We start from the raw sequence: 18,151 nt of genomic DNA, 5'->3' as shown, positions 1-18,151 counted from the left end.
ATAATTGTCGGGCGCTAATGTCTTGTTTTATGGCTGTTCTTTTTGGTTCAGGCACCTGGATGCAGCGCGGGCTGCATCCGGATTTTTGAAACCATCGCGCGAGGCTGAACGATGTCCGCACACGATGGTTAGGCAACCTGTGCGAAACGACTAGAACAGGTGTTCCTTGTAGGTCGCCTTGTCAGCAATCACCATGCCGTTGCCGATCACGAGTAGGCCTTCACCTGCACCCTTTTTCACGCTGACTTTGTTGTAGCCATCAACGCCAAGATCAGTGCCTTCCTTGACTTCTTTCTTTTCAAGCAGAAGCTTGGCAACAGCATTCATCGCCATGCCAGCTTTCTGTGGATCCCAGAAGCCGATTGCGGTGATTGCACCGGATTCAAGAAGATCAGCCGAAGGATTTGGCAGACCGGTGCCAACAAGGCAGACTTTGCCGCTCAGGCCAGCTTCGTCGATAGCGCGGCCAACGCCGAGAACGTCGTTGCCGGCAGAGGTCTGGAAGCCCTTCAGGTCAGGGTGCTTGCGCAGGATTTCCTTGGCCTTTTCATAGGTTCCGTTTGCATCGTCAAATGATTCATTGTTCGGATCGACGAGCTGCATGTCAGCATATTTCTTTGCATTTTCTTCAGCCGAACCAACCCACTGCATGTGTGTGCGGCTGCCGAGTGAGCCTACAAATGTGGTCCACTTGCCGCTTTTGCCCATGCATTCTGCAAGACGCTCGTTGAGTGCAGTGCCGTAATCGGCATTATCGAAGGCTTCGACGTCGGCCATGGTGTTGACCTGGTTGTCGGCTTCGTGCGTCACAACAATGATGCCGCGCTCCATAGCGCGCTTGAATGTGCCCTCTAGAACTGCCGGGTCCATTGGGACAACTGCAAGCGCGTTTACGCCCTTGGCAACAAGATCCTGAACGATCTGAAGCTGCTGTGCTGCGTCGGCAGTTGCTGGGCCGCTCTGCGTTGCGACCACATCTGGGTTGGCCTTCTGGTAGGCTTCAACGCCTGTGTTCATGCGGTCGAACCAAGGAATGCCGCTGATCTTGACGACCGTTGCGATAACTGGCTTTTCCTGTGCGACGAGAGCACTTGCGCTGCCTGCTACAATTGCTGCGCCAATAACAGTTCCAGCGAGCAGTTTCTTCGTTACTGATTTCATGATTTCCTCCACGCTAACATTCCCCCAATGTCTATGGTCGGGTGCCTGAGGGTTGAGCACCGATATTTCCCTTGTGGCGATTGCCGAGGGTAAAGAAGCTCGCAATGTCGTATTTGCCGACTGCGAGGAAGGCGAGCAGCAGCAAGCCCCATGCAAAGTCACGCACGAAGTTTGAGAGGCCGCCGAAATTGAGAAGGCTGGACATCAACTGCAACGCAATGGCGCTCATCACGACGCAGATGACACGGCCATAGCCACCTTCCGGCTTAACACCAGCCATAACGGCAATCAGAATGGCGACCAGAAGATACGAGCTGCCGTAATCGAACTTCACGTTGACGTTGCGTGCTGCGATGATGATGCCTGCAATAGCTGCCAGAAATCCGCTGGTTGCATAGGTCGCAATCAAGACACCGTGGCGCGGAAAACCAGCAAAAACAGCGGCTTTCGGGTTGGTTCCCATCAACATCAGCCAATAACCGTAGGGCGTAAAGCGCACTACAGCAGCAATCAGCAACGCGACTGCGATAAAGATCAGGAAGCTGATCGGAACCGCCAGAAACATGTCGTTGCCGATGCGTGATAGCAGATCCGGGCTGCCAACCATGACAGCACGGCCACCAGAAACAACAACCGCAAGCCCCGTAAACGCCATCTGTGTGCCAAGCGTGCAGAGGATCGGTGTGATATTGAAACGCGCAATCAGCACACCATTGACGATGCCGCCTGCAAGACCAATCACCAACGCTAGTCCGATGAAAGCAAGGCTAAAGCCAAGTTGGTTCTCAGCGCTGGATATGAACATCGAAACGATGACGGCTGAAAGAACGCCGGAAAGGTTGGCCAGTGCGATACCCGACAGATCAATCCCGCCATTGCCAGCACACATTGCCAGCATGACGCCGATTGCCAGAAGCCCAATTTCGGGAACCTGACCGGCCATCGACTGCAGATTGAAAAGAGATAGGAAAGATCCACCCGAAATATATGCGCCAAGCGCGAGCAATCCGAGATTGATGACAACTAGCATAGCAAGCTGATTGCTTGTCTTCTGCATGGTCTCCTCCTACCATGTTTAGTAAACAAAACTATTATTCACTAAATGATTCAACAGAAGGTATCACCGTGTCAAGCCCGTTTTCATAGGATTTTGGTTGCTTAGCTCTATAAATTCGCCTAATCGTTTTAAATAAGGGCGTTTATGTTTACTAAACGACACATCTTTTTTGTATGATGCGCGGAGAGCATGAAGAAGAAAAAGTCTTACACGATCAGGGATATTGCCGAAAATGCGGGCGTTTCTCCTGCCACGGTTTCGCTTGTGCTCAATGGCAAAGGCGAGATTTCAGGTGAGACCCGAGCGCGTGTTCTTGAGTCGGTTTCTAAGCTGAATTATGTGCCACGCACTGCCAAAACGGGGACCAGCGCGGGTGAAACAATCCGCTTTCTGAAGATAGCTAAACACGGTGAGACCGTTAATCGCGATCATAGCGTTTTTATCTCCGACTACATCGATGGAATGTCCTCGGAAGCAACGCGCCGTAACTATACGCTGGAAGTGGTGAGTTTTGAGGGGCAGCCAATGAGTGCAGTCGCTGAATCGCTTGCCGGTGCATCAATCCGCGGCGTAATTGCCTTGGGGACGGAGCTATCTGTTGCAGACATTCATATGATCCAAGGGATTGGTTTGCCTACTGTTTTTATTGATACATTTTACGAAGTCGTTGAAGCGAATTTCGTCGATATGAACAACGAAGATGCAGTTTTCAAAGTTTTATCACGTTTCAAGCAACTTGGTCTTTCTCGGATAGGTTTTGTAGCCAGTCATACGGAAACCACTAATTTTCGGCTTCGGCGCGATGCGTTTTTCAAAAACATGCAGCGTTTGGAACTGACGGTTCAGGAACGAGATATTTTGTCGGTCGAGTCGACATATGAAGGCGCACACCGTGATACCTGTGCCATGCTGCATTCTGGGCTTGATCTCGCTGAGGCCTATTTTTGTACGAATGATATTATCGCTTACGGTTTCATCCGCGCACTGAAAGCAAAAGGGATTAAAATTCCTGATGATGTTTCAGTAATAGGCTTCGATAATTTGCCACAGAGCGCAACGATGGAACCGGGGCTAACCACAGTTGAAGTGTCGAAGCGTAAGATTGGTAATCTCGCTGTGACTGTTCTTGATGATCTAATTAGTACGTCCGACAGTCAACCGCCTGTTAAAATTCTGGTTGGCGCAGATATTGTGTCACGTGCAAGCGATTCAGAGTTGTCGTCTCGCAAGAATAGGCTGACGAAGGTTGCTGATGTAGTGCAATGAACGTCTGACAGCTAACTTATTTTTCGAAGCGGTATTATACGCTGCTGAGAAGAATGCTTGTTTCGCTGTTCAGTACACCTTCAATTGTACGGACATCACGTAAAGTTCTGTCAAACTCATGCAAGCTATCAGCATGTATCTCCGCGACCAGGTCCCAGGAGCCATTTGTCGTGTGAAGCGTTCGGATTTGTGGGAAGCCTCGAAGCAGTTTTATGACTTTGGTGGTTGAGCGTCCCTGAACCTCAATCATCATAACTGCCCGAATGGCACCATCATCGTAATCTTGTCGAACACGGATGGTAAATCCTAAGGCTGCTCCAGTTTCCAAGAGCCGGTCAAGCCGCGCTTGAGCGGTCCCACGCGACACCCCCAGGATGGCCGCGAGCTTTGACAGCGGTGCGCGTCCATCTTCTCTTAAAATTGCGATCAGGCGATGGTCGAGTTCATCAAAAATATGCATGACACTTTGTATAGTTTAACTATACAATTTGCTAGATTTTTTAAATCATACCCAGCATTTTTTTAATTTTAACTGGCTTTGTGTCGGCTTAGTCTGATCCTCGGCGGTTGTCGTATGAAGCGCTGGAAATGATGGACTTATCTTCGGTAAGATGTTGCGGTTAGGTTGATAACCCCGTTGAGATTGTCCGGTTCTTTCCTGCTTTTTTGCTCAAATACGCTGCGCGTCGCTTCCTTCTTTATCTTTTTCAGAGTTTCGCATGAATATGACCAGACCATCCGTACAGACTCCGAAATCAGCAGTCATGATCCGTCCGCACCATTTCACGCCCAATGCGCAAACCGCGAAGGATAATGCATTTCAGTCAGTTGATGAGCGTCGTTCGACGCTTGCTATTGAGAAGGCTGCTTTTGAGGAGGTGAGCCGCATGGCGGAAGGCCTGGCACAAGCCGGTGTCACCATTCATCTTTTCGAAGATAAGACCCGCTCTTTGCCGGATTCTGTATTTCCGAATAACTGGTTTTCAACGCATTCGGGTGGCCATGTCGCTATCTATCCGATGTTTTCGGAAAGCAGACAGAGAGAACGTCGGCCTGATATTATTGAGATGCTCAAGAAAGAGTATCGCGTTCAGGACGTGATTGATTATTCTGGCTTGGAGCGTGATGGGTTTTATCTTGAAGGTACGGGCGCAATGGTGCTCGATCATATTGGTCGTGTTGCTTATGCCGCGCGCTCCAATCGTACCAATGAAGTCGCGCTTGAGCGTTTTTGTACGCATTTCAATTTCGAACCGATGGTTTTTGATGCCGTGGATGATGCAGGGCGTCAGATTTATCACACCAATGTACTCATGTGCATTGGTACGGATTATGCGCTCATTGGAACGGACATGATCGTTAACGAGGCGCGCAGACAAGAAATTGTCGATCGGTTAGAGGAAACCGGTCGCACGGTGATCCATCTTTCACATCACCAGATTGCAGAATTTGCCGGAAATGCTATTGAGCTCGAAGGGCAGAAGGGCCGGGTTCTGGCGCTTTCAGCGCGCGCTTATGCTTCGCTTTCGGCGGATCAGATCAGTGTTATCAAGCAAACTGCTGAGCCTCTACCTTTTGAAGTTCCGACCATTGAGCTTGCCGGCGGATCGGTTCGTTGCATGCTCGCAGGCATTCATCTCTCCAGACGTAATACAAACGGCATACATCTGCTTTACGAAGCAGCAAGAGCCGAGTAGATAAGCACCAGTAAAAATGAGGGTACCTTTCATGTCTTCTAACAGACCAGTTTATGAGTTCAATTCGATCATCGTTCGCGAACCTTCCCGTTCAGTCGTCAATGGCTTGCGCGCTTATGATACTGGAAATCCTACCTATGAAGGCGTGAAGGCTGAGCACGACGCTTATATCGATGCAATGCGTGCGGCTGGCGTTGAGGTAACTGTTTTGCCAGCTCTGGAAAACTTCCCTGATTCCATTTTCGTCGAAGATCCTGCACTTGTTTTCACACAGGGCGCTATTCTTCTGCGTCCGGGTGCTGAAACCCGTATCGGCGAGACAGCAGAAATCGAACCAACGCTGCGCAGCATGTTCGACAATGTGCTTGATCTCCCGCATCCGGGCTTTGCTGATGGCGGCGATGTACTCAATACTCAGAAGAGCGTCATGATTGGCCTCTCGGCGCGTACTGATAAAGCAGGTGCAGCAGCGCTTATTGCGACACTCGATAAGATGGGCCTTAAGGGTGAAGTCGTAAACACACCTGAAGGTGTGCTGCATTTCAAAACGGATTGCTCGCTGGTCGACGAAGAAACTGTTCTCTCCACCGCGCGTTTGGCAAAGTCTGGGGTTTTCTCGGATCTTCGCCAGCTTATCGTGCCGGAAGGCGAAGAAGCGGCAGCAAATGCGCTGCGCGTTAATAATGTTGTGATGGTGGGATCTGACTTCCCGCGCACAATCGAGTTGCTGGATAAGAGCGGCTACAATGTCGTTCCACTCAAAACAACGCAGATTGGTAAGATTGATGCCGGGCTTTCCTGCATGTCGCTGCGTTGGTATCGCCAGTAAGTAATCAACGGTTCAGTTCTCTTACGAGACTGAACCGTTTTTTTGATAGCATGACCGTCTGATCACTACTCCCAGAGCATGGCGGTTTAAAAATAAAAGGAGAACGGGAACATGCGTAGATTTACAGGGAAAATCGCCGGTATTGTCGCACTTTGCGCACTGGCAGGTACAGCACATGCAGAAGATGTTTTGCGTCTGGGTATGACGCCAGAACCATATATGCCTTTCACGCAGGTTAATGCTGCTGGTGAATGGGAAGGGCTTGAGGCCGACCTGTCCCGCGCTTTATGTGAAAAGCTTACTGTAAAGTGTGAATTCAAATCGATGGCGTGGGACGGTCTTATTCCATCGCTGACTGAGAATAAGGTCGATTTCATTATCGGCGCTTTCTCGGTTACTGATGAACGCCGCAAGGTTGTCGATTTCAGCGCACCTTATTACACCGAAGGCACTGTCATCGTCGGCCCGAAGTCGGATGAAGAGAAGATTACCGTGGTTGCTGCATCTGATGGCTCGGGTGAGGTAATTGACGCGGCGAGCATTGATGGCAAGATCGTTGGCGTACAAACCTCCAGCGTTCAGTCGGCTTATATGGGAAAGTACCTTCCTGATGTGTCGTTGAAAAGCTATGACACCGCAGACAATTCGGTTGCAGATCTTGTCGCTGGACGCGTCGATTATGTTCTTGCTCCTGATCTTTTCGTACAAAACTTCCTGAAGTCTCCACAGGGTGCAGATTACGAAGTTAAGGTCGTAGCCCCTAAGAACGTAGTTCTTGGTGAAGGCGTTGCCTATGCTGTTCGCAAGGATGACAAGGCAACACTCGGCAAGGTTGACGAAGCACTTGCTGCCCTCGATAAGGACGGAACTCTCAAGACGCTTGTTGATAAGTGGATTTTTGAGAAGAAGTAAATCGGATCAGAGCGGGCGCTTACAGCGCCCGTTCGCCGGAGGTATTATATACGTCTCTGCGGGATTATCTGCACTCCACAATAGGCGAGGGATGCAAGATATTCCGGGCGGCATGGGCCGCGCTGTCTTCTGATCGGATCAAAACGCATGGAAACATATTGGCATTTGCTCTCATGGGGGAGTGAGGGCTGGGGCGACGAGTTCTTTTATGGACTGATAATGACATTGCAGGTTTCTGCGGTGGCATTTGCAATTTCTTTTCTATTCGGCCTTACCGGTGCCGCGGGCAAGCTATCCCGTGCGAAATTCCCTAAACTGATTGCAGATTTCTACACGACTGTTGTTCGTTCCTTGCCGGAACTGCTTGTCATTCTGCTTTTGTATTTTTCTGTTGCTACAGGTGTCGAACGACTTCTGAAAACGACTGGACTTGTCGGCAATAATTTCCAGTTTAGCGCTTTCTGGGCTGCTGTGATCGCTCTGGCTTTTGTCAATGGTGCGTTCATGACGGAGGTATTGCGTGCAGCCTATCTCGCCATCCCTCGTGGGCAAATTGAGGCCGCTCTTTCGATTGGAATGCGTCGACGCCAGATTTTTACGCGGGTGATCTTCCCGCAAATGATGCGCCACGCTATTCCCGGAATAGGTAATCTCTGGCTATCTATCACCAAGGAAAGCGCCATTATCTCGGTGTTGGGCTCCTTTCATGAACTGCTTTACACAGGCTATCGCGCCGCAGCATCGACAAAACAATATGTCTTTTTCTATGGACTGACTGCGTTTCTTTTTCTGCTGATTACGCTTGTATCCGTCATCATCATTGCGCGCTTTGAAAAGCGCCTTAATCGGGGGCATTGATGATGGAGTCGATTACCAAAGTCATAGAATTTCTGCCGCCGCTGATTAAGGCATTACCACTGACGCTGCTTCTGACGGCAGTTGCGGGTGTTATCGGGCTGGTATTGGGAACACTTGCCGCATTGGCAAGGCTTTCAAAAAACAAGCTTTTGTCCACGCCTGCCTTCGTCTTTACATTTGCGTTTCGCGGCACGCCATTGCTGGTTCAGCTTTACCTGATCTATTATGGCCTCGGTCAAATATTGCCGGGCACATGGGTTCGGCACAGTTTTCTCTGGCCATATATGCGCGATGGATTGTGGTATGCGATCTTCGCATTGAGCCTTAATCAAGGCGCTTATAATGCGGAAGTTATTCGCGGTGCGATCAAGTCTATCGCACGCGGGCAGATTGAGGCGGCCCTTTCTATTGGCATGAGCCCTTACAAGGTTCTGCGACGCATTACACTGCCACTTGCCTTCCGGCATTGTATGCCGGTGCTGACCAGCGATCTTATTATCCTGCTTAAATCGACGTCTCTTGCTTCAACGATTACGATTATGGAAGTCATGGGAACAACACGTGCACTTCAACGCAGTTCGTTGTTGATTTTTGAGCCGCTGATTGCCGCTGGCATTATCTATTTCACCGTCGTCTTTATCCTCACCCGAATTATGAATGGGGTTGAGCGGCGTGTTAGCGGCCACAGTGCCGCTATGATCTGACCCGTTTCAGGAGTAATTTCCCATGACTTCCATGGCTCTTACCGTCGAAAATATTCACAAAAGCTTTTCTGGTGTTGAGGTTCTGAAGGGTATCTCATTCGAAGCGCGTAAAGGTGACGTCATTTCTCTTATAGGCAGCAGCGGCTCCGGTAAGAGTACATTACTGCGCTGCATCAACTATCTTGAAACTCCAGATCAGGGTTCGATCTCGGTTGCTGGAGAAACTATCAGGACCAAGACAGATAAGGCTGGCAAGTCACATGCTGCTGATCCACGGCAGCTTGAACATATCCGCACGCGTCTTGGTATGGTGTTTCAGAGTTTCAATCTTTGGTCGCATCGCACTATTCTTGAAAACATTATTGAAGGTCCGGTTCATGTGCTTGGCATGTCAAAAGCCGAGGCAATAGCGGACGCGGAAGTTCTGATGGAAAAAGTGGGTATAACGCCGAAGCGTGACCAATACCCAACCCAGCTTTCAGGCGGGCAGCAGCAGCGCGCAGCCATTGCGCGTGCACTTGCGATGAAACCAGAGGTCATGCTCTTTGATGAGCCGACATCTGCGCTTGATCCTGAACTTGTAACCGAGGTGCTTCAGGTTATTAAGAAACTCGCGGAAGAGGGGCGCACGATGGTGATGGTGACGCATGAAATGGCGCTTGCCCGTGAGATTTCGAGCGAGGTTATTTTTCTGCACAAGGGATTGGTAGAGGAACGTGGTTCGCCTGATACTGTTATGTGTGATCCGAAGTCCGCACGTCTGCGCCAATTCCTGAAGATGGATTGAGGGGAACGTCATGAACGATCAAAAAAACACTGGTTTTATTGACGAATTGACCTCTATTCGCAGGTATCTGCATAGTATTCCCGAACTTGGCCTAGAAGAGCTGAAAACCTCTGATTTTATCGCATCCAAACTTGAAGAATGGGGCTTTGAAGTTTTGCGCGGACTTGCAAAGACTGGTATGGTTGCCAGCATACGCAAAGGGAATTCTAACCGCGCCATTGGATTTCGTGCGGATTTTGACGCACTTCCTATTCTGGAAGAAACGGGCTTGCCTTATGCGAGTACAAATCCCGGTAATATGCATGCCTGTGGCCATGACGGTCATACGACAATGTTGCTTGGTGCGGCGTGGTCACTGGCGAATGATCCCGATCTTTCGGGCACAGTGCATTTCATTTTCCAGCCCGCAGAAGAAAATTTCGGCGGCGCCCAGATCATGATTGAAGAGGGGCTTTTCGAGCGTTTTCCGTGCGATCAGATTTTCGCGATGCACAACTGGCCGGGTATGAAGGCTGGGAGCTTCGCTTCAAAGTCTGGTCCGGTGGCAGCTTCGATTGATGCGTTGACGCTTACCATTAGGGGAAGTGGTGGACATGGTGCAGAGCCGGAAAAGACTATTGATCCGATAGTTGTTGGTTCAAGCTTCATTATGGCATTGCAGACGATTGTGTCACGCAATATCTCGCCGCATCAGGCAAGTGTCGTGACAGTGGGGGCGTTTAACTCAGGGTCCGTGTGCAATGTTATCCCGGATACTGCAAAGCTCGAAATTTCTATGCGCGCAACCGATCCTGTGGTCCGAAAGATGTTGCGCGACAAGATTGAGAGGCTTGCAACGATGCAGGCTGAAAGCTTTGGTGCTCAGGTTTCGTTCGAATGGCTAACGGGATATCCAGCGACCATTAATGATGAGGCTGCGGTAGAACAGGTCAAAGCAACGATTTCCCGAAGCTTTGGTGCCGAAGCTTATTCGGAAATGGAAAAGCCGCTGATGGGCAGCGAGGATTTTTCATTTATGCTTGAAAAAGTACCGGGCGCTTATGTGTTGATTGGTAATGGAGACAGTTCAGGACTGCACACATCAACCTATAATTTCAACGACGATATCCTGGAAAATGGTGTCCGTCTGTTTTGCCAATTGGCAAAGGACTGCTTGCAGAAGTAGCATTTTCAATGCGGAGGCGATGTAGTTTTTACATTGCCTTCGTTCTGCGGTTTATCAAAATATTTTTGCTCAGCCAATTCGTTCACCTGCTGGTTGAGCGGAGCATATTTGCAGCGTTTTCGGATAAAAAAGGCCGGGAGGCGCATATCTGGGGAGATAATGTGCTGCGTCTCCCGGTAGCAGAAAGGAATATAGCTGACCTTCTGCTAATTATGGAAATACCTGTCGGGATTTCCATGGCGTGTCACTACTGGGTGCTGCGGGTTGTGGTGACATCGCGTAGTCAGCATCGCAAAATGTCGAAAAATTTCAATTTCAGAATTGTAATGATTTGTTTCGCTATTTTTGACTGCAAAATGAAAGCCCCAGAAGCTGGCGGGCGATCTGGGGCAGCACTCCCCAAGCGTTCCCCCGCCGGTTAGGTGCTTGGTGAGTCTATCGGCATTTGAGCAAAAGACACTCCCCAATTTCAGGTATATTGATCCTGTGAAGAGCTGCAATACTGTCCGGGCAGGTGCTGGCAACAGGAGCATCGCCCTGAACTGTGTATGAGATTAGCGGCTTGCGCGCCCTAATTTTTCACAGTCCAAGAAGGAGGTTGTAGTTGAGCACTATTAGCTCATCGGCGAGGGGCAGGAACTGGAGGTGCGAAGGTGGTGCCATCAATGTTGGCAACGGGTGTTGGCCAGATAACGCAATATGCAAAATGTTCTTAAGAGCACTCTAAGTAAATTAGATGCCCCAGATGCTGGCGGGCAATCCGGGGCTGCACCCCAAGCTGAGCCCCGCCTGTAAAGTGCAGGTGTTCTTTACCAGACGGTAAAAGATTAGCATTCCCTACTTTGGGATAAGTTGACAAAGAAAAACACTATTAGAAGGCAATCAAATCCGGGGGGGCGCACTCGTGGGTGTAAATGAGGAGGTTGTGCCCTCGATACCCTCTGCAATATCTACTGCTTTTAGGACTTCTCACTCTTCCCCTTCTCGTAGTCTGGCGCGGCCAGCTTTGTCGGCGGCTTCCTGCGCGTCTCTTATCGCTTTCGATACATCAGCGTCTGAGGCTGCCCCTCCTTCATAGCTCCCTTGCGCCCTCTCTCCGATGACAATGTCCGGTATTTGCTGATAGGCAATGATCAGGGCCACAACTGCCGCGATATAGATGATTATTCTCTTAGTAATCACTCGCAGCCTTTCTTGCAGCGCTATGTAGCTGACCGTTCAATTTATTATTCCAAAGGTTGGGAACCAATGATTTCTACCCACGTTATTGCGGCAAGTTGAATGCTTTTTGGGAACGCAAATGCCTATTCAAACAATTTCGGTTGATAATTTTTACTACCTCTCCGAACAACAAAACGGCTTATGGGAAGTCAGGGAAACAGTCACCAATCAACCGGTGTCGCTGAACGGTCAATTTTGTTGTTCGCTTAAAAAGCGGGATGCGGAAGAACTGATTGAGTACTTGAATGGTTTGGATGCGTCGCTTGCAGCGTGACTATTCAGCTCCCCTTCAGAGCTTGCCGCGCGTTGCCATAGTTCACGAGTAACATGTGTCTTGTTATTGAGATATTACCGCGGATCGAAGCAGTGCAGCCTGAAATTTATTTATGAATGTAGAGGGTGCAAATTGAGCAGATTGCCACACCGGATTTAGATGTGGCTACGCGAAGTGAGGGACAAAACCAGAGAAGCGTCAACGGGTACGAATAAACGTCTCGATCAAGTCCTTGCAGTGCTGGCACTGGACAAGAAATGAAAAAAGCCGCCCGGCTGGAGCAGGGCGGCTGTTGTATTGATTAGGAAGCAAATTAGAACTTGTAAGCAACTCCAAGACGGATGTCGTTTGTTTTGAATTTATTAGGTACACCATCCGAACCGCCGAAATCGAAGTCTTTACGACCAAAATCTGTATAGCGGTACTCAAAGCGGACGATCACATTATCAGTTACCGCATAGTCAACGCCTGCACCAAGCGTCCAGCCTGTAACGGTCTCCTTATCAGAATAAGTTCTGTTGATACCGGTAATGCTATATTTGTTCTGTACCTGACCGAAAGCTACGCCGCCCGCGATGTATGGCAAAAAGCGGTCAACTGCGTAGCCCGCACGAACTCGCGCCGCACCTGACCAACGCAATTCGGTTTCGAATTCTTCTGATTGGTTGGCATTATGCTTTTTCAGATCGTTATATGTAACGTCAATATCGGCACCAAGGACGAAGTTGTTTTCAAGCGCAAAATTGTAGCCAGCATAAATACCGCCAAGGAAGCCATTTGGCTTCAATTCGCCGCTATTGAGCAATGAGGTATAATGCGACTTGCCCCAACCGTACCCAATTTGTCCGCCAATATATGCTCCATTCCATGTAAAAGACGGGGCAGCAATAGCTGGGGTCGGTTCTTGATACTGTATAGCATCAGCGGCATTAGCTGCCGACAAACTCAGAAATGTGATTGTCGATGCCAATAATATTGTTTTGATTTTCATAATGTTGCCCAAGCCCTTAAAGTGCATATTTTCTGCTTTAGGTGAATTAACTTCATTGACTGCAAATGTCTGTATCCGTTCTGCCACAGGCTCGCTCAACCGACATGCGAGCTGTGCTTTCGCAAATGTTGATGAATTCACCTTCCAGTCCGGGGACAATTTCTGCCTGCTGTTTCGTGGCGACGGAATGCCCAGACACCAAAAGAACTTTCCATTCCTCTGGCTTGCGAGGCTTCCTGCCGTCTGTCTGGGATACGCTGTATGCACGCGGCCATATTAATGATGCACAGTGGGCAGCAGCTGGCAGATTCCGCATGTATTGGGAGCAATCAGGGGCGAAAGGCGCAATCGCCATCGATTACGGGCCCGTTCAGGTTGATGGCGGCAAAAGGGCATAGACCACTTCCAGATCGTGTTGTCGACGCCACGCAGCAATTGAACGAATGCTCGTATGTCCTTGGCAAACGTACTTTCAACATTATGATCAAGGTTGTCGGGCCAGGTACGGAAATTGCCGACATTGCCAAGACACAGCGCGAGAAGACAACGTTTAGCGATTATATCAAAGATGGCCTTAAAGAATTGGCTGTGCATTGGGGATATAAAACGCGATGGATAGTTGCCCGCTTAAGCGAATTACGCTATATTTTATATCGTGGTTATTTGCGTAAAGTTGCCGAGTGCTTTTCAATCGTCCTACGGGACGCTTTTTTATTAGATATTTACAGCCAAGTTTGGTGCAATAGTGGATATTATCGAAGCTCATAAGCGATGCATTCACAATTGGTCAGAGTTAACCGTTAGCGCAAAATGCGGTTGTTTCTATTGTCTTGAAATATACAGTCCAAATGAAGTTGCCGAATGGACTGACGATGACGATACAGCCATATGCCCTCGCTGTGGAATTGACGCGGTAATTGGCGATGCCTCAGGATTTTCAGTAACTACAGAGTTTATGGGCCGGATGCATCGGCGATGGTTCGAGAATGAGGTGTGACGCCTCAACGGAATGCGAGGGCGTTTTGCACATCGAGCGTATAAGCGCCGATCCTCGCAAGTAGCTGACGGCCAGCGAAAATAGCCATGGTTGGTTAATGGTGGCGTAAAGACGTTGTGAGAGCCTCGCCCAACAGAGTCCGACTAGCGCAAAGATCATTGCTCAGTTATCGGCAATTCAATTCGCTTAGTTTGGTTGTCTGAATAGGTAATTAGAATAAAGGAAGTCGACTTGAATTCATGGGAACTGAGCATCTCATGTGATTGTCTAAGGGCTATATCGATATTTGAAGCAGTGAAATAGGATTTAAAATATCCACCGCCTATCTCATGCCCTTCAAGACTTGCAGCATCCCCCATCGCTTGTTCCAGTTCATCTTCGAATGAGTATAGTTCGAATGTTTCTCCTGATGCGCCAAAATTATCATCAGCAAGTTTGATGTGTATCGCGATCCGTCCGGCAATAGTTGAAGTTAGAGCGGGCTCTGGTGAGATGACTAGGCCCAGAACAGAAGCAAAGATTTTTGATATATATCTCACGATTTTAGCCCTTAGATGAGTATAGACACGGGCTACATATCGTATCTTAATTCGTTTACCAAATCAGAACGGCGGCGCTGAAAGCAGAAGCGCAAGGTCAGATGCGATAACGGTGCACCGTGAGCAAGCAGCCTGAGTATAGAAGGTGTTGGTGCAACGCACACCACGATTTACTCCCACTGTCTGGGTAGCGCCAGACCCGTTCTGGTCACCACCAACCGAATACCTTCCCGGCGTCAAGGATGAGGCGCAAGAGGTTGAGAATATCGGAAAAGCTAGGGCGCTGCATGGGATCGATCCTTTCAAAATGAGGTCGATCACTCGAATAATGCCCGAAAGGTTTCCGCACAAAGCACAGGTATTGATGGTGGTGCTTAAATCATGGGAATTTCCCGTAATTGGCCGAAATATTTAACTAAATCAACCGCTTGTCTGGTTAGGTAGGTGGTGTTCCATAAACCGGATAATCCGGACTTTTCAGCCACGCCTAGTGCGGCTTTTTTATTGTCCAAACATAGGAGAACGATATGCTCTTTGGCTTCAGTGTCATGGCAGCAGCTTTGCTGTCGTCTGTTCTTGTTTTTTGCGGGTGCAGTACCGCTTCATATCGTAGATATCCGCGTCAATGATTGTTTCATTTGTCATCGCGTTGGTTGCTGCGTTCCGATCGCTCTCTGAGAAAATCAATCAGGGAGTAATCAGCTACATGAATGGATCAACCGAACACGAGATGAGTATGTTCGACGTGTTGATTTAGACGATCATGTGAAACAGTTGCGGGATAGCGTGCGTGAATTGAGGGACGAGACCAGAGAAGCGTCAAGGGGTACAAACACCCGTCTCGATCAGGCTCTTGCTGTACTGGTACAGGATAAGAAACAGCCCCGCTGCACTGAATAGGAGCGGGGCTGTTTTTTACTTTGGCAAGTTGGCTGCTGCTTGTTTAATGGTGCTAGCCATCATTTCGCAAAGCTTAGCTTCATCGATGCCCTGAGCTTTTGCTGACGTTTGAATGTCCTGCTCCATGCCCATAGCGGAAACTTTCCCTTCTTTACCGAGGGCTTCAGCTGCATCGCCCTTAGATACGTCAGCAGGAGTTGGAACTAGCGTCATCAACTTTGCCTGAACTTCGATTGCGCTGCCGTCAATAAATCCCTTTTCTTGGCAGTATGAGAGCACGCCAAGCTGATTGCGCGCGGCATTGTAAGCCATTTCCATCTGTTCAGGCGTTGGCTGTTGAGCAAATGCGGAAGTCAATGTTGTTCCGGTAATTGCTGCTGCAATAATTAGACGGCGCATATATTTCTCCATTTTTTGCAGTTATAGGTATCATTTTCTAATGGGCTAAATATATGGCCGCAACCTATTGATGATATTTGGTGGAACAAGTTTCATTAAAGCTTGATATTCAAACTTTACGCCAATGTTCACGCCATAGTAAACTTTGTGGAGAAATTTATACTCAGAGAATGGAAGCCGTTATTCCTGCTATAAGAAATTGACCTGCCACAATTTAAAACAAGCTTTTGGCACTTCCTTGTTGATCAGCATCTTTGGTGGCTCGACGCGTGATCTGCTCATTTTGTAAACACAGTTGGCTTCCAGCCGCGAGCGAAGCCCATCGACATTGCAAGGCTGGCATACTCGATTTCTTTGACGAGGAAATCACGGTCTTTCAAAAGCGCTTCAATCGCTGCTCGCACGTCGCCCTTGTGATAGGCGAGGACGAGCTCGATTTCATTGTCGTATTCATTTTCTTGCGTAACCGCATTCATTGTACTGCTCCATTAAAAAGCAGATACACACGCCATCCGTATATCTGTGTTAAACATGACCGCCATCGATGTTCTTATTTTGTTCATGCTAATAGAAAGAGTCAATACGCCGCATGCACAGATGAAATTTATTTTGCGTGAAGGGGTGGAAGGTGAACCGATTGCCACACCCGACTTAGGTGTGGCGGAACACGTTGAGAACCGATTGCCACACCTTGATAAGTATCAAAGTGATTTCAATCAGTTATAATGATTTTGGGTAAATGTTGGAGGCCTCACCCGGAATCGAACCGGGGTGCAAGGATTTGCAGTCCTCTGCGTAACCACTCCGCCATGAGGCCTTCCGAAGAGCGCTGTCAAATCAGTCAGTCCACTCTTGATGAGTTCCAATATTGATCCAGACACGCTTCGTCAAGCCGTTACGGACAATTGTGCGACATTTCTCCAAGGCTTTCTAATTAAATGTCTTAATTGCGATTACTCATCTGGGTCTCGATCCGACGGTGTTTGTGTTCTCGCTAGATTGCCTTTGGAAAAGGTGTAGCCAGTTTCCACCGCATTGCGCCCAAACTTGTTGCGTAAGCTATCAATTGCGCCTTCCGCTACCGCACGCTTTGTGGCTGCCGTATCAACCAGATCCGGCGGATCCGCGCGATCATCGGTTGACAATTCTCCTACACCAATACCCAGTAGTCTGAATTTGGTGCCATCCAGTTCTTTTTCTAAAAGCTGAAGGCCTGTGCGGAAAATGCGATCAGCAAGCTGTGTGGGGTCTGCGAGCTGGCGATTGCGGGTCCGTAGCTTGAAATCCTGCGTCTTGAGTTTAAGGATGACAGTGCGCCCAGCAATGTCAGCATTTTTAAGACGATGCGAAACCTTTTCCGACAATGCACGTAGGACAGGTACGAGATCGCGCTCTTGCGAGAGATCTTTGTTGAAGGTGGTTTCTGCGGAAACGCTTTTCATGTCGTGTTCTGGTTCGACTTTGCGGCTGTCTTGTCCGCGTGACAGTCTGAAAAGGCGCTGGCCCATCGTGCCGTAAGCCTTCATCAGCGAGCCTTCATCCATTGTCTGCAATTGGCCGATTGTACGAATGCCATCGCTTTCCAGCTTCGCATTAAACGACTTTCCAACTCCCCAGATCATACTCACCGGCTTATCACGCAGGAAATCCAGTGCTTCGGCTTCTCCGATGACAGAAAATCCACGTGGTTTTTGTAGATCAGAGGCTATCTTGGCGAGGTATTTGCAATAGGAAAGCCCGACTGAAATTGTAATGCCAATTTCGTCTTCGACACGTTTGGCGAAGCGAGCAAGAACCAAAGCTGCAGGTGCGCGGTGCAAGCGTTCGGTGCCTTCGAGATCAAGGAATGCTTCATCAATAGAGATGGGTTCGACGAGCGGCGTAAGTTCATGCATCAGTTGTCGAACTTCACGGCCTACACGTGCGTATTTTTCCATGTTGGGTTTAACAACCACAGCTTCTGGGCAAGCTTCCAGCGCTTTAAACATAGGCATGGCGGAGCGCACACCATGAATGCGCGCTATATAACAGGCGGTGGAGACGACCCCGCGCGTACCGCCGCCAATAATGACTGGTTTGTCGCGAATATCTGGATTGTCACGCTTTTCAACAGAAGCATAAAAAGCATCACAATCGACATGGGCCAGTGAGAGTTTGTAAAGCTCTGCATGACGTACAAGCCGCGGACTGCCGCACGTATTGCAACGTCGCGTCGTTGCAAGCTTTTGCGGCGATAGGCAATCGCGGCAGAAACCTTGCTCCGAATTATTTGCGGCATGTGAATCGATCATAGCTGGATGCTGCTTTGTGAACATAAAAGGAACATCGATTTATAGCATTAAACCACAGTAATACCATCGTTACTCGGTCACACTGTCAGTTGTGCACTTGACA

Annotated in this window: 22 protein-coding genes and 1 tRNA gene; 12 read left to right on the top strand and 11 right to left on the bottom strand. The window is 49.0% G+C overall.

All coding sequences use genetic code 11. The features are described from left to right. Positions 1-150: 150 nt before the first annotated feature. On the bottom strand, positions 151-1,161 hold the full coding sequence (locus ACOZHT_RS15935) for a substrate-binding domain-containing protein (RefSeq protein ID WP_105706488.1): 1,011 nt from the start codon (positions 1,159-1,161) through the stop codon (positions 151-153). A 31-nt stretch (positions 1,162-1,192) separates the two neighbouring features. Then, complete coding sequence (locus ACOZHT_RS15930; RefSeq protein WP_339512605.1) at positions 1,193-2,218, bottom strand: ABC transporter permease; 1,026 nt, start codon at positions 2,216-2,218, stop codon at positions 1,193-1,195. Between the two features lie 189 nt (positions 2,219-2,407). On the opposite strand from ACOZHT_RS15930, the gene ACOZHT_RS15925 reads away from it, so the two are divergent. Beyond that, a complete protein-coding gene (locus ACOZHT_RS15925) occupies positions 2,408-3,484 on the top strand; it encodes a LacI family DNA-binding transcriptional regulator (RefSeq protein ID WP_339512607.1) in 1,077 nt (358 codons plus the stop codon). 34 nt (positions 3,485-3,518) lie between these two features. Here the strand turns inward: ACOZHT_RS15925 and ACOZHT_RS15920 are convergent, their stop codons facing one another. After that, positions 3,519-3,944 (bottom strand): Lrp/AsnC family transcriptional regulator, encoded by a 426-nt coding sequence (locus tag ACOZHT_RS15920; RefSeq protein ID WP_339512609.1) that lies wholly within the window; start codon positions 3,942-3,944, stop codon positions 3,519-3,521. Between the two features lie 265 nt (positions 3,945-4,209). Between ACOZHT_RS15920 and ctlX the strand changes: the two genes are divergently transcribed. The 8 genes from ctlX (at position 4,210) to ACOZHT_RS15880 (ending at position 10,858) form a co-directional block, all read left to right on the top strand. Beyond that, positions 4,210-5,181, top strand: a complete 972-nt coding sequence (ctlX, locus tag ACOZHT_RS15915) for a citrulline utilization hydrolase CtlX (RefSeq protein WP_339512632.1) — start codon at positions 4,210-4,212, stop codon at positions 5,179-5,181. Between the two features lie 31 nt (positions 5,182-5,212). Beyond that, positions 5,213-6,010 carry a dimethylarginine dimethylaminohydrolase family protein gene (locus tag ACOZHT_RS15910; RefSeq protein ID WP_421565983.1) on the top strand — a complete coding sequence of 266 codons (798 nt, stop codon included), beginning with the start codon at positions 5,213-5,215 and terminating at the stop codon, positions 6,008-6,010. A 111-nt stretch (positions 6,011-6,121) separates the two neighbouring features. Next, positions 6,122-6,922 (top strand): transporter substrate-binding domain-containing protein, encoded by an 801-nt coding sequence (locus ACOZHT_RS15905; protein WP_421565982.1) that lies wholly within the window; start codon positions 6,122-6,124, stop codon positions 6,920-6,922. A gap of 147 nt (positions 6,923-7,069) precedes the next feature. Then, complete coding sequence (locus tag ACOZHT_RS15900; protein WP_421565981.1) at positions 7,070-7,780, top strand: ABC transporter permease; 711 nt, start codon at positions 7,070-7,072, stop codon at positions 7,778-7,780. Beyond that, a complete protein-coding gene (locus tag ACOZHT_RS15895) occupies positions 7,780-8,484 on the top strand; it encodes an ABC transporter permease subunit (RefSeq protein ID WP_339512617.1) in 705 nt (234 codons plus the stop codon). The genes ACOZHT_RS15900 and ACOZHT_RS15895 overlap by 1 nt, the downstream gene beginning before the upstream one ends. A 22-nt stretch (positions 8,485-8,506) precedes the next feature. After that, positions 8,507-9,271, top strand: coding sequence for an ABC transporter ATP-binding protein (locus ACOZHT_RS15890; RefSeq protein ID WP_421565980.1), 765 nt, complete (start codon positions 8,507-8,509; stop codon positions 9,269-9,271). Between the two features lie 10 nt (positions 9,272-9,281). Continuing rightward, the gene (locus ACOZHT_RS15885; RefSeq protein WP_421565979.1) at positions 9,282-10,436 is read left to right on the top strand and encodes a M20 aminoacylase family protein; all 1,155 of its coding nucleotides are present in this window, start codon (positions 9,282-9,284) and stop codon (positions 10,434-10,436) included. Then, positions 10,403-10,858, top strand: a complete 456-nt coding sequence (locus ACOZHT_RS15880) for a hypothetical protein (protein WP_421566023.1) — start codon at positions 10,403-10,405, stop codon at positions 10,856-10,858. Before ACOZHT_RS15885 ends, ACOZHT_RS15880 begins: the two co-directional genes overlap by 34 nt. Before the next feature lie 547 nt (positions 10,859-11,405). Here ACOZHT_RS15880 and ACOZHT_RS15875 read toward each other — a convergent pair. Further along, positions 11,406-11,618: a hypothetical protein gene (locus ACOZHT_RS15875; protein ID WP_339512635.1), complete on the bottom strand. Its 213-nt coding sequence runs from the start codon at positions 11,616-11,618 to the stop codon at positions 11,406-11,408. Positions 11,619-11,736: 118 nt separating this feature from the next. On the opposite strand from ACOZHT_RS15875, the gene ACOZHT_RS15870 reads away from it, so the two are divergent. Beyond that, a complete protein-coding gene (locus tag ACOZHT_RS15870; protein WP_310012136.1) occupies positions 11,737-11,931 on the top strand; it encodes a hypothetical protein in 195 nt (64 codons plus the stop codon). A 313-nt stretch (positions 11,932-12,244) separates the two neighbouring features. Here the strand turns inward: ACOZHT_RS15870 and ACOZHT_RS15865 are convergent, their stop codons facing one another. Both ACOZHT_RS15865 and ACOZHT_RS15860 read right to left on the bottom strand, forming a co-directional pair. Then, positions 12,245-12,922, bottom strand: a complete 678-nt coding sequence (locus ACOZHT_RS15865; RefSeq protein ID WP_339512862.1) for an outer membrane protein — start codon at positions 12,920-12,922, stop codon at positions 12,245-12,247. A 52-nt stretch (positions 12,923-12,974) separates the two neighbouring features. Then, a complete protein-coding gene (locus ACOZHT_RS15860; protein WP_421566017.1) occupies positions 12,975-13,238 on the bottom strand; it encodes a recombination protein NinB in 264 nt (87 codons plus the stop codon). On the opposite strand from ACOZHT_RS15860, the gene ACOZHT_RS15855 reads away from it, so the two are divergent. Then, positions 13,184-13,690: a hypothetical protein gene (locus tag ACOZHT_RS15855; protein ID WP_339512880.1), complete on the top strand. Its 507-nt coding sequence runs from the start codon at positions 13,184-13,186 to the stop codon at positions 13,688-13,690. The two genes, ACOZHT_RS15860 and ACOZHT_RS15855, sit on opposite strands and share 55 nt — an antisense overlap. A 384-nt stretch (positions 13,691-14,074) precedes the next feature. Here the strand turns inward: ACOZHT_RS15855 and ACOZHT_RS15850 are convergent, their stop codons facing one another. From ACOZHT_RS15850 to ACOZHT_RS15840, 3 genes are all read right to left on the bottom strand, one after another. Then, positions 14,075-14,458 carry a hypothetical protein gene (locus ACOZHT_RS15850; RefSeq protein ID WP_339512639.1) on the bottom strand — a complete coding sequence of 128 codons (384 nt, stop codon included), beginning with the start codon at positions 14,456-14,458 and terminating at the stop codon, positions 14,075-14,077. A gap of 915 nt (positions 14,459-15,373) precedes the next feature. Beyond that, the gene (locus ACOZHT_RS15845; RefSeq protein WP_421565978.1) at positions 15,374-15,757 is read right to left on the bottom strand and encodes a pore-forming ESAT-6 family protein; all 384 of its coding nucleotides are present in this window, start codon (positions 15,755-15,757) and stop codon (positions 15,374-15,376) included. Between the two features lie 278 nt (positions 15,758-16,035). Then, the gene (locus tag ACOZHT_RS15840) at positions 16,036-16,233 is read right to left on the bottom strand and encodes a hypothetical protein (protein ID WP_310012123.1); all 198 of its coding nucleotides are present in this window, start codon (positions 16,231-16,233) and stop codon (positions 16,036-16,038) included. Between the two features lie 55 nt (positions 16,234-16,288). On the opposite strand from ACOZHT_RS15840, the gene ACOZHT_RS15835 reads away from it, so the two are divergent. After that, the gene (locus ACOZHT_RS15835; protein WP_339512642.1) at positions 16,289-16,483 is read left to right on the top strand and encodes a hypothetical protein; all 195 of its coding nucleotides are present in this window, start codon (positions 16,289-16,291) and stop codon (positions 16,481-16,483) included. A 17-nt stretch (positions 16,484-16,500) separates the two neighbouring features. Here the strand turns inward: ACOZHT_RS15835 and ACOZHT_RS15830 are convergent. Both ACOZHT_RS15830 and ACOZHT_RS15825 read right to left on the bottom strand, forming a co-directional pair. Then, a tRNA-Cys gene (locus ACOZHT_RS15830) sits at positions 16,501-16,574 on the bottom strand. 136 nt (positions 16,575-16,710) lie between these two features. Next, positions 16,711-18,048, bottom strand: a complete 1,338-nt coding sequence (locus ACOZHT_RS15825; RefSeq protein WP_339512644.1) for a DNA polymerase IV — start codon at positions 18,046-18,048, stop codon at positions 16,711-16,713. Positions 18,049-18,151: the final 103 nt, after the last annotated feature.

It is taken from the genome of Ochrobactrum sp. EDr1-4 (genome assembly GCF_049199085.1).
Taxonomy (GTDB): Bacteria; Pseudomonadota; Alphaproteobacteria; order Rhizobiales; family Rhizobiaceae; genus Brucella.
Note: the sequence above shows the minus strand (reverse complement) of the source record. Positions and strands in the feature narration are given on the sequence as shown.

Coding starts and splice junctions, on each gene's coding strand:
- ACOZHT_RS15840 (WP_310012123.1), bottom strand. CDS start 16,233: ATGAATGCGGTTACGCAAGAAAATGAATACGACAATGAAATCGAGCTC.
- ACOZHT_RS15895 (WP_339512617.1), top strand. CDS start 7,780: ATGATGGAGTCGATTACCAAAGTCATAGAATTTCTGCCGCCGCTGATT.
- ctlX (WP_339512632.1), top strand. CDS start 4,210: ATGACCAGACCATCCGTACAGACTCCGAAATCAGCAGTCATGATCCGT.
- ACOZHT_RS15865 (WP_339512862.1), bottom strand. CDS start 12,922: ATGAAAATCAAAACAATATTATTGGCATCGACAATCACATTTCTGAGT.
- ACOZHT_RS15920 (WP_339512609.1), bottom strand. CDS start 3,944: ATGCATATTTTTGATGAACTCGACCATCGCCTGATCGCAATTTTAAGA.
- ACOZHT_RS15905 (WP_421565982.1), top strand. CDS start 6,122: ATGCGTAGATTTACAGGGAAAATCGCCGGTATTGTCGCACTTTGCGCA.
- ACOZHT_RS15855 (WP_339512880.1), top strand. CDS start 13,184: ATGCACGCGGCCATATTAATGATGCACAGTGGGCAGCAGCTGGCAGAT.
- ACOZHT_RS15845 (WP_421565978.1), bottom strand. CDS start 15,757: ATGCGCCGTCTAATTATTGCAGCAGCAATTACCGGAACAACATTGACT.
- ACOZHT_RS15925 (WP_339512607.1), top strand. CDS start 2,408: ATGAAGAAGAAAAAGTCTTACACGATCAGGGATATTGCCGAAAATGCG.
- ACOZHT_RS15930 (WP_339512605.1), bottom strand. CDS start 2,218: ATGCAGAAGACAAGCAATCAGCTTGCTATGCTAGTTGTCATCAATCTC.
- ACOZHT_RS15935 (WP_105706488.1), bottom strand. CDS start 1,161: ATGAAATCAGTAACGAAGAAACTGCTCGCTGGAACTGTTATTGGCGCA.
- ACOZHT_RS15885 (WP_421565979.1), top strand. CDS start 9,282: ATGAACGATCAAAAAAACACTGGTTTTATTGACGAATTGACCTCTATT.
- ACOZHT_RS15910 (WP_421565983.1), top strand. CDS start 5,213: ATGTCTTCTAACAGACCAGTTTATGAGTTCAATTCGATCATCGTTCGC.
- ACOZHT_RS15900 (WP_421565981.1), top strand. CDS start 7,070: ATGGAAACATATTGGCATTTGCTCTCATGGGGGAGTGAGGGCTGGGGC.
- ACOZHT_RS15835 (WP_339512642.1), top strand. CDS start 16,289: ATGACCGCCATCGATGTTCTTATTTTGTTCATGCTAATAGAAAGAGTC.
- ACOZHT_RS15825 (WP_339512644.1), bottom strand. CDS start 18,048: ATGATCGATTCACATGCCGCAAATAATTCGGAGCAAGGTTTCTGCCGC.
- ACOZHT_RS15870 (WP_310012136.1), top strand. CDS start 11,737: ATGCCTATTCAAACAATTTCGGTTGATAATTTTTACTACCTCTCCGAA.
- ACOZHT_RS15860 (WP_421566017.1), bottom strand. CDS start 13,238: ATGCGGAATCTGCCAGCTGCTGCCCACTGTGCATCATTAATATGGCCG.
- ACOZHT_RS15890 (WP_421565980.1), top strand. CDS start 8,507: ATGACTTCCATGGCTCTTACCGTCGAAAATATTCACAAAAGCTTTTCT.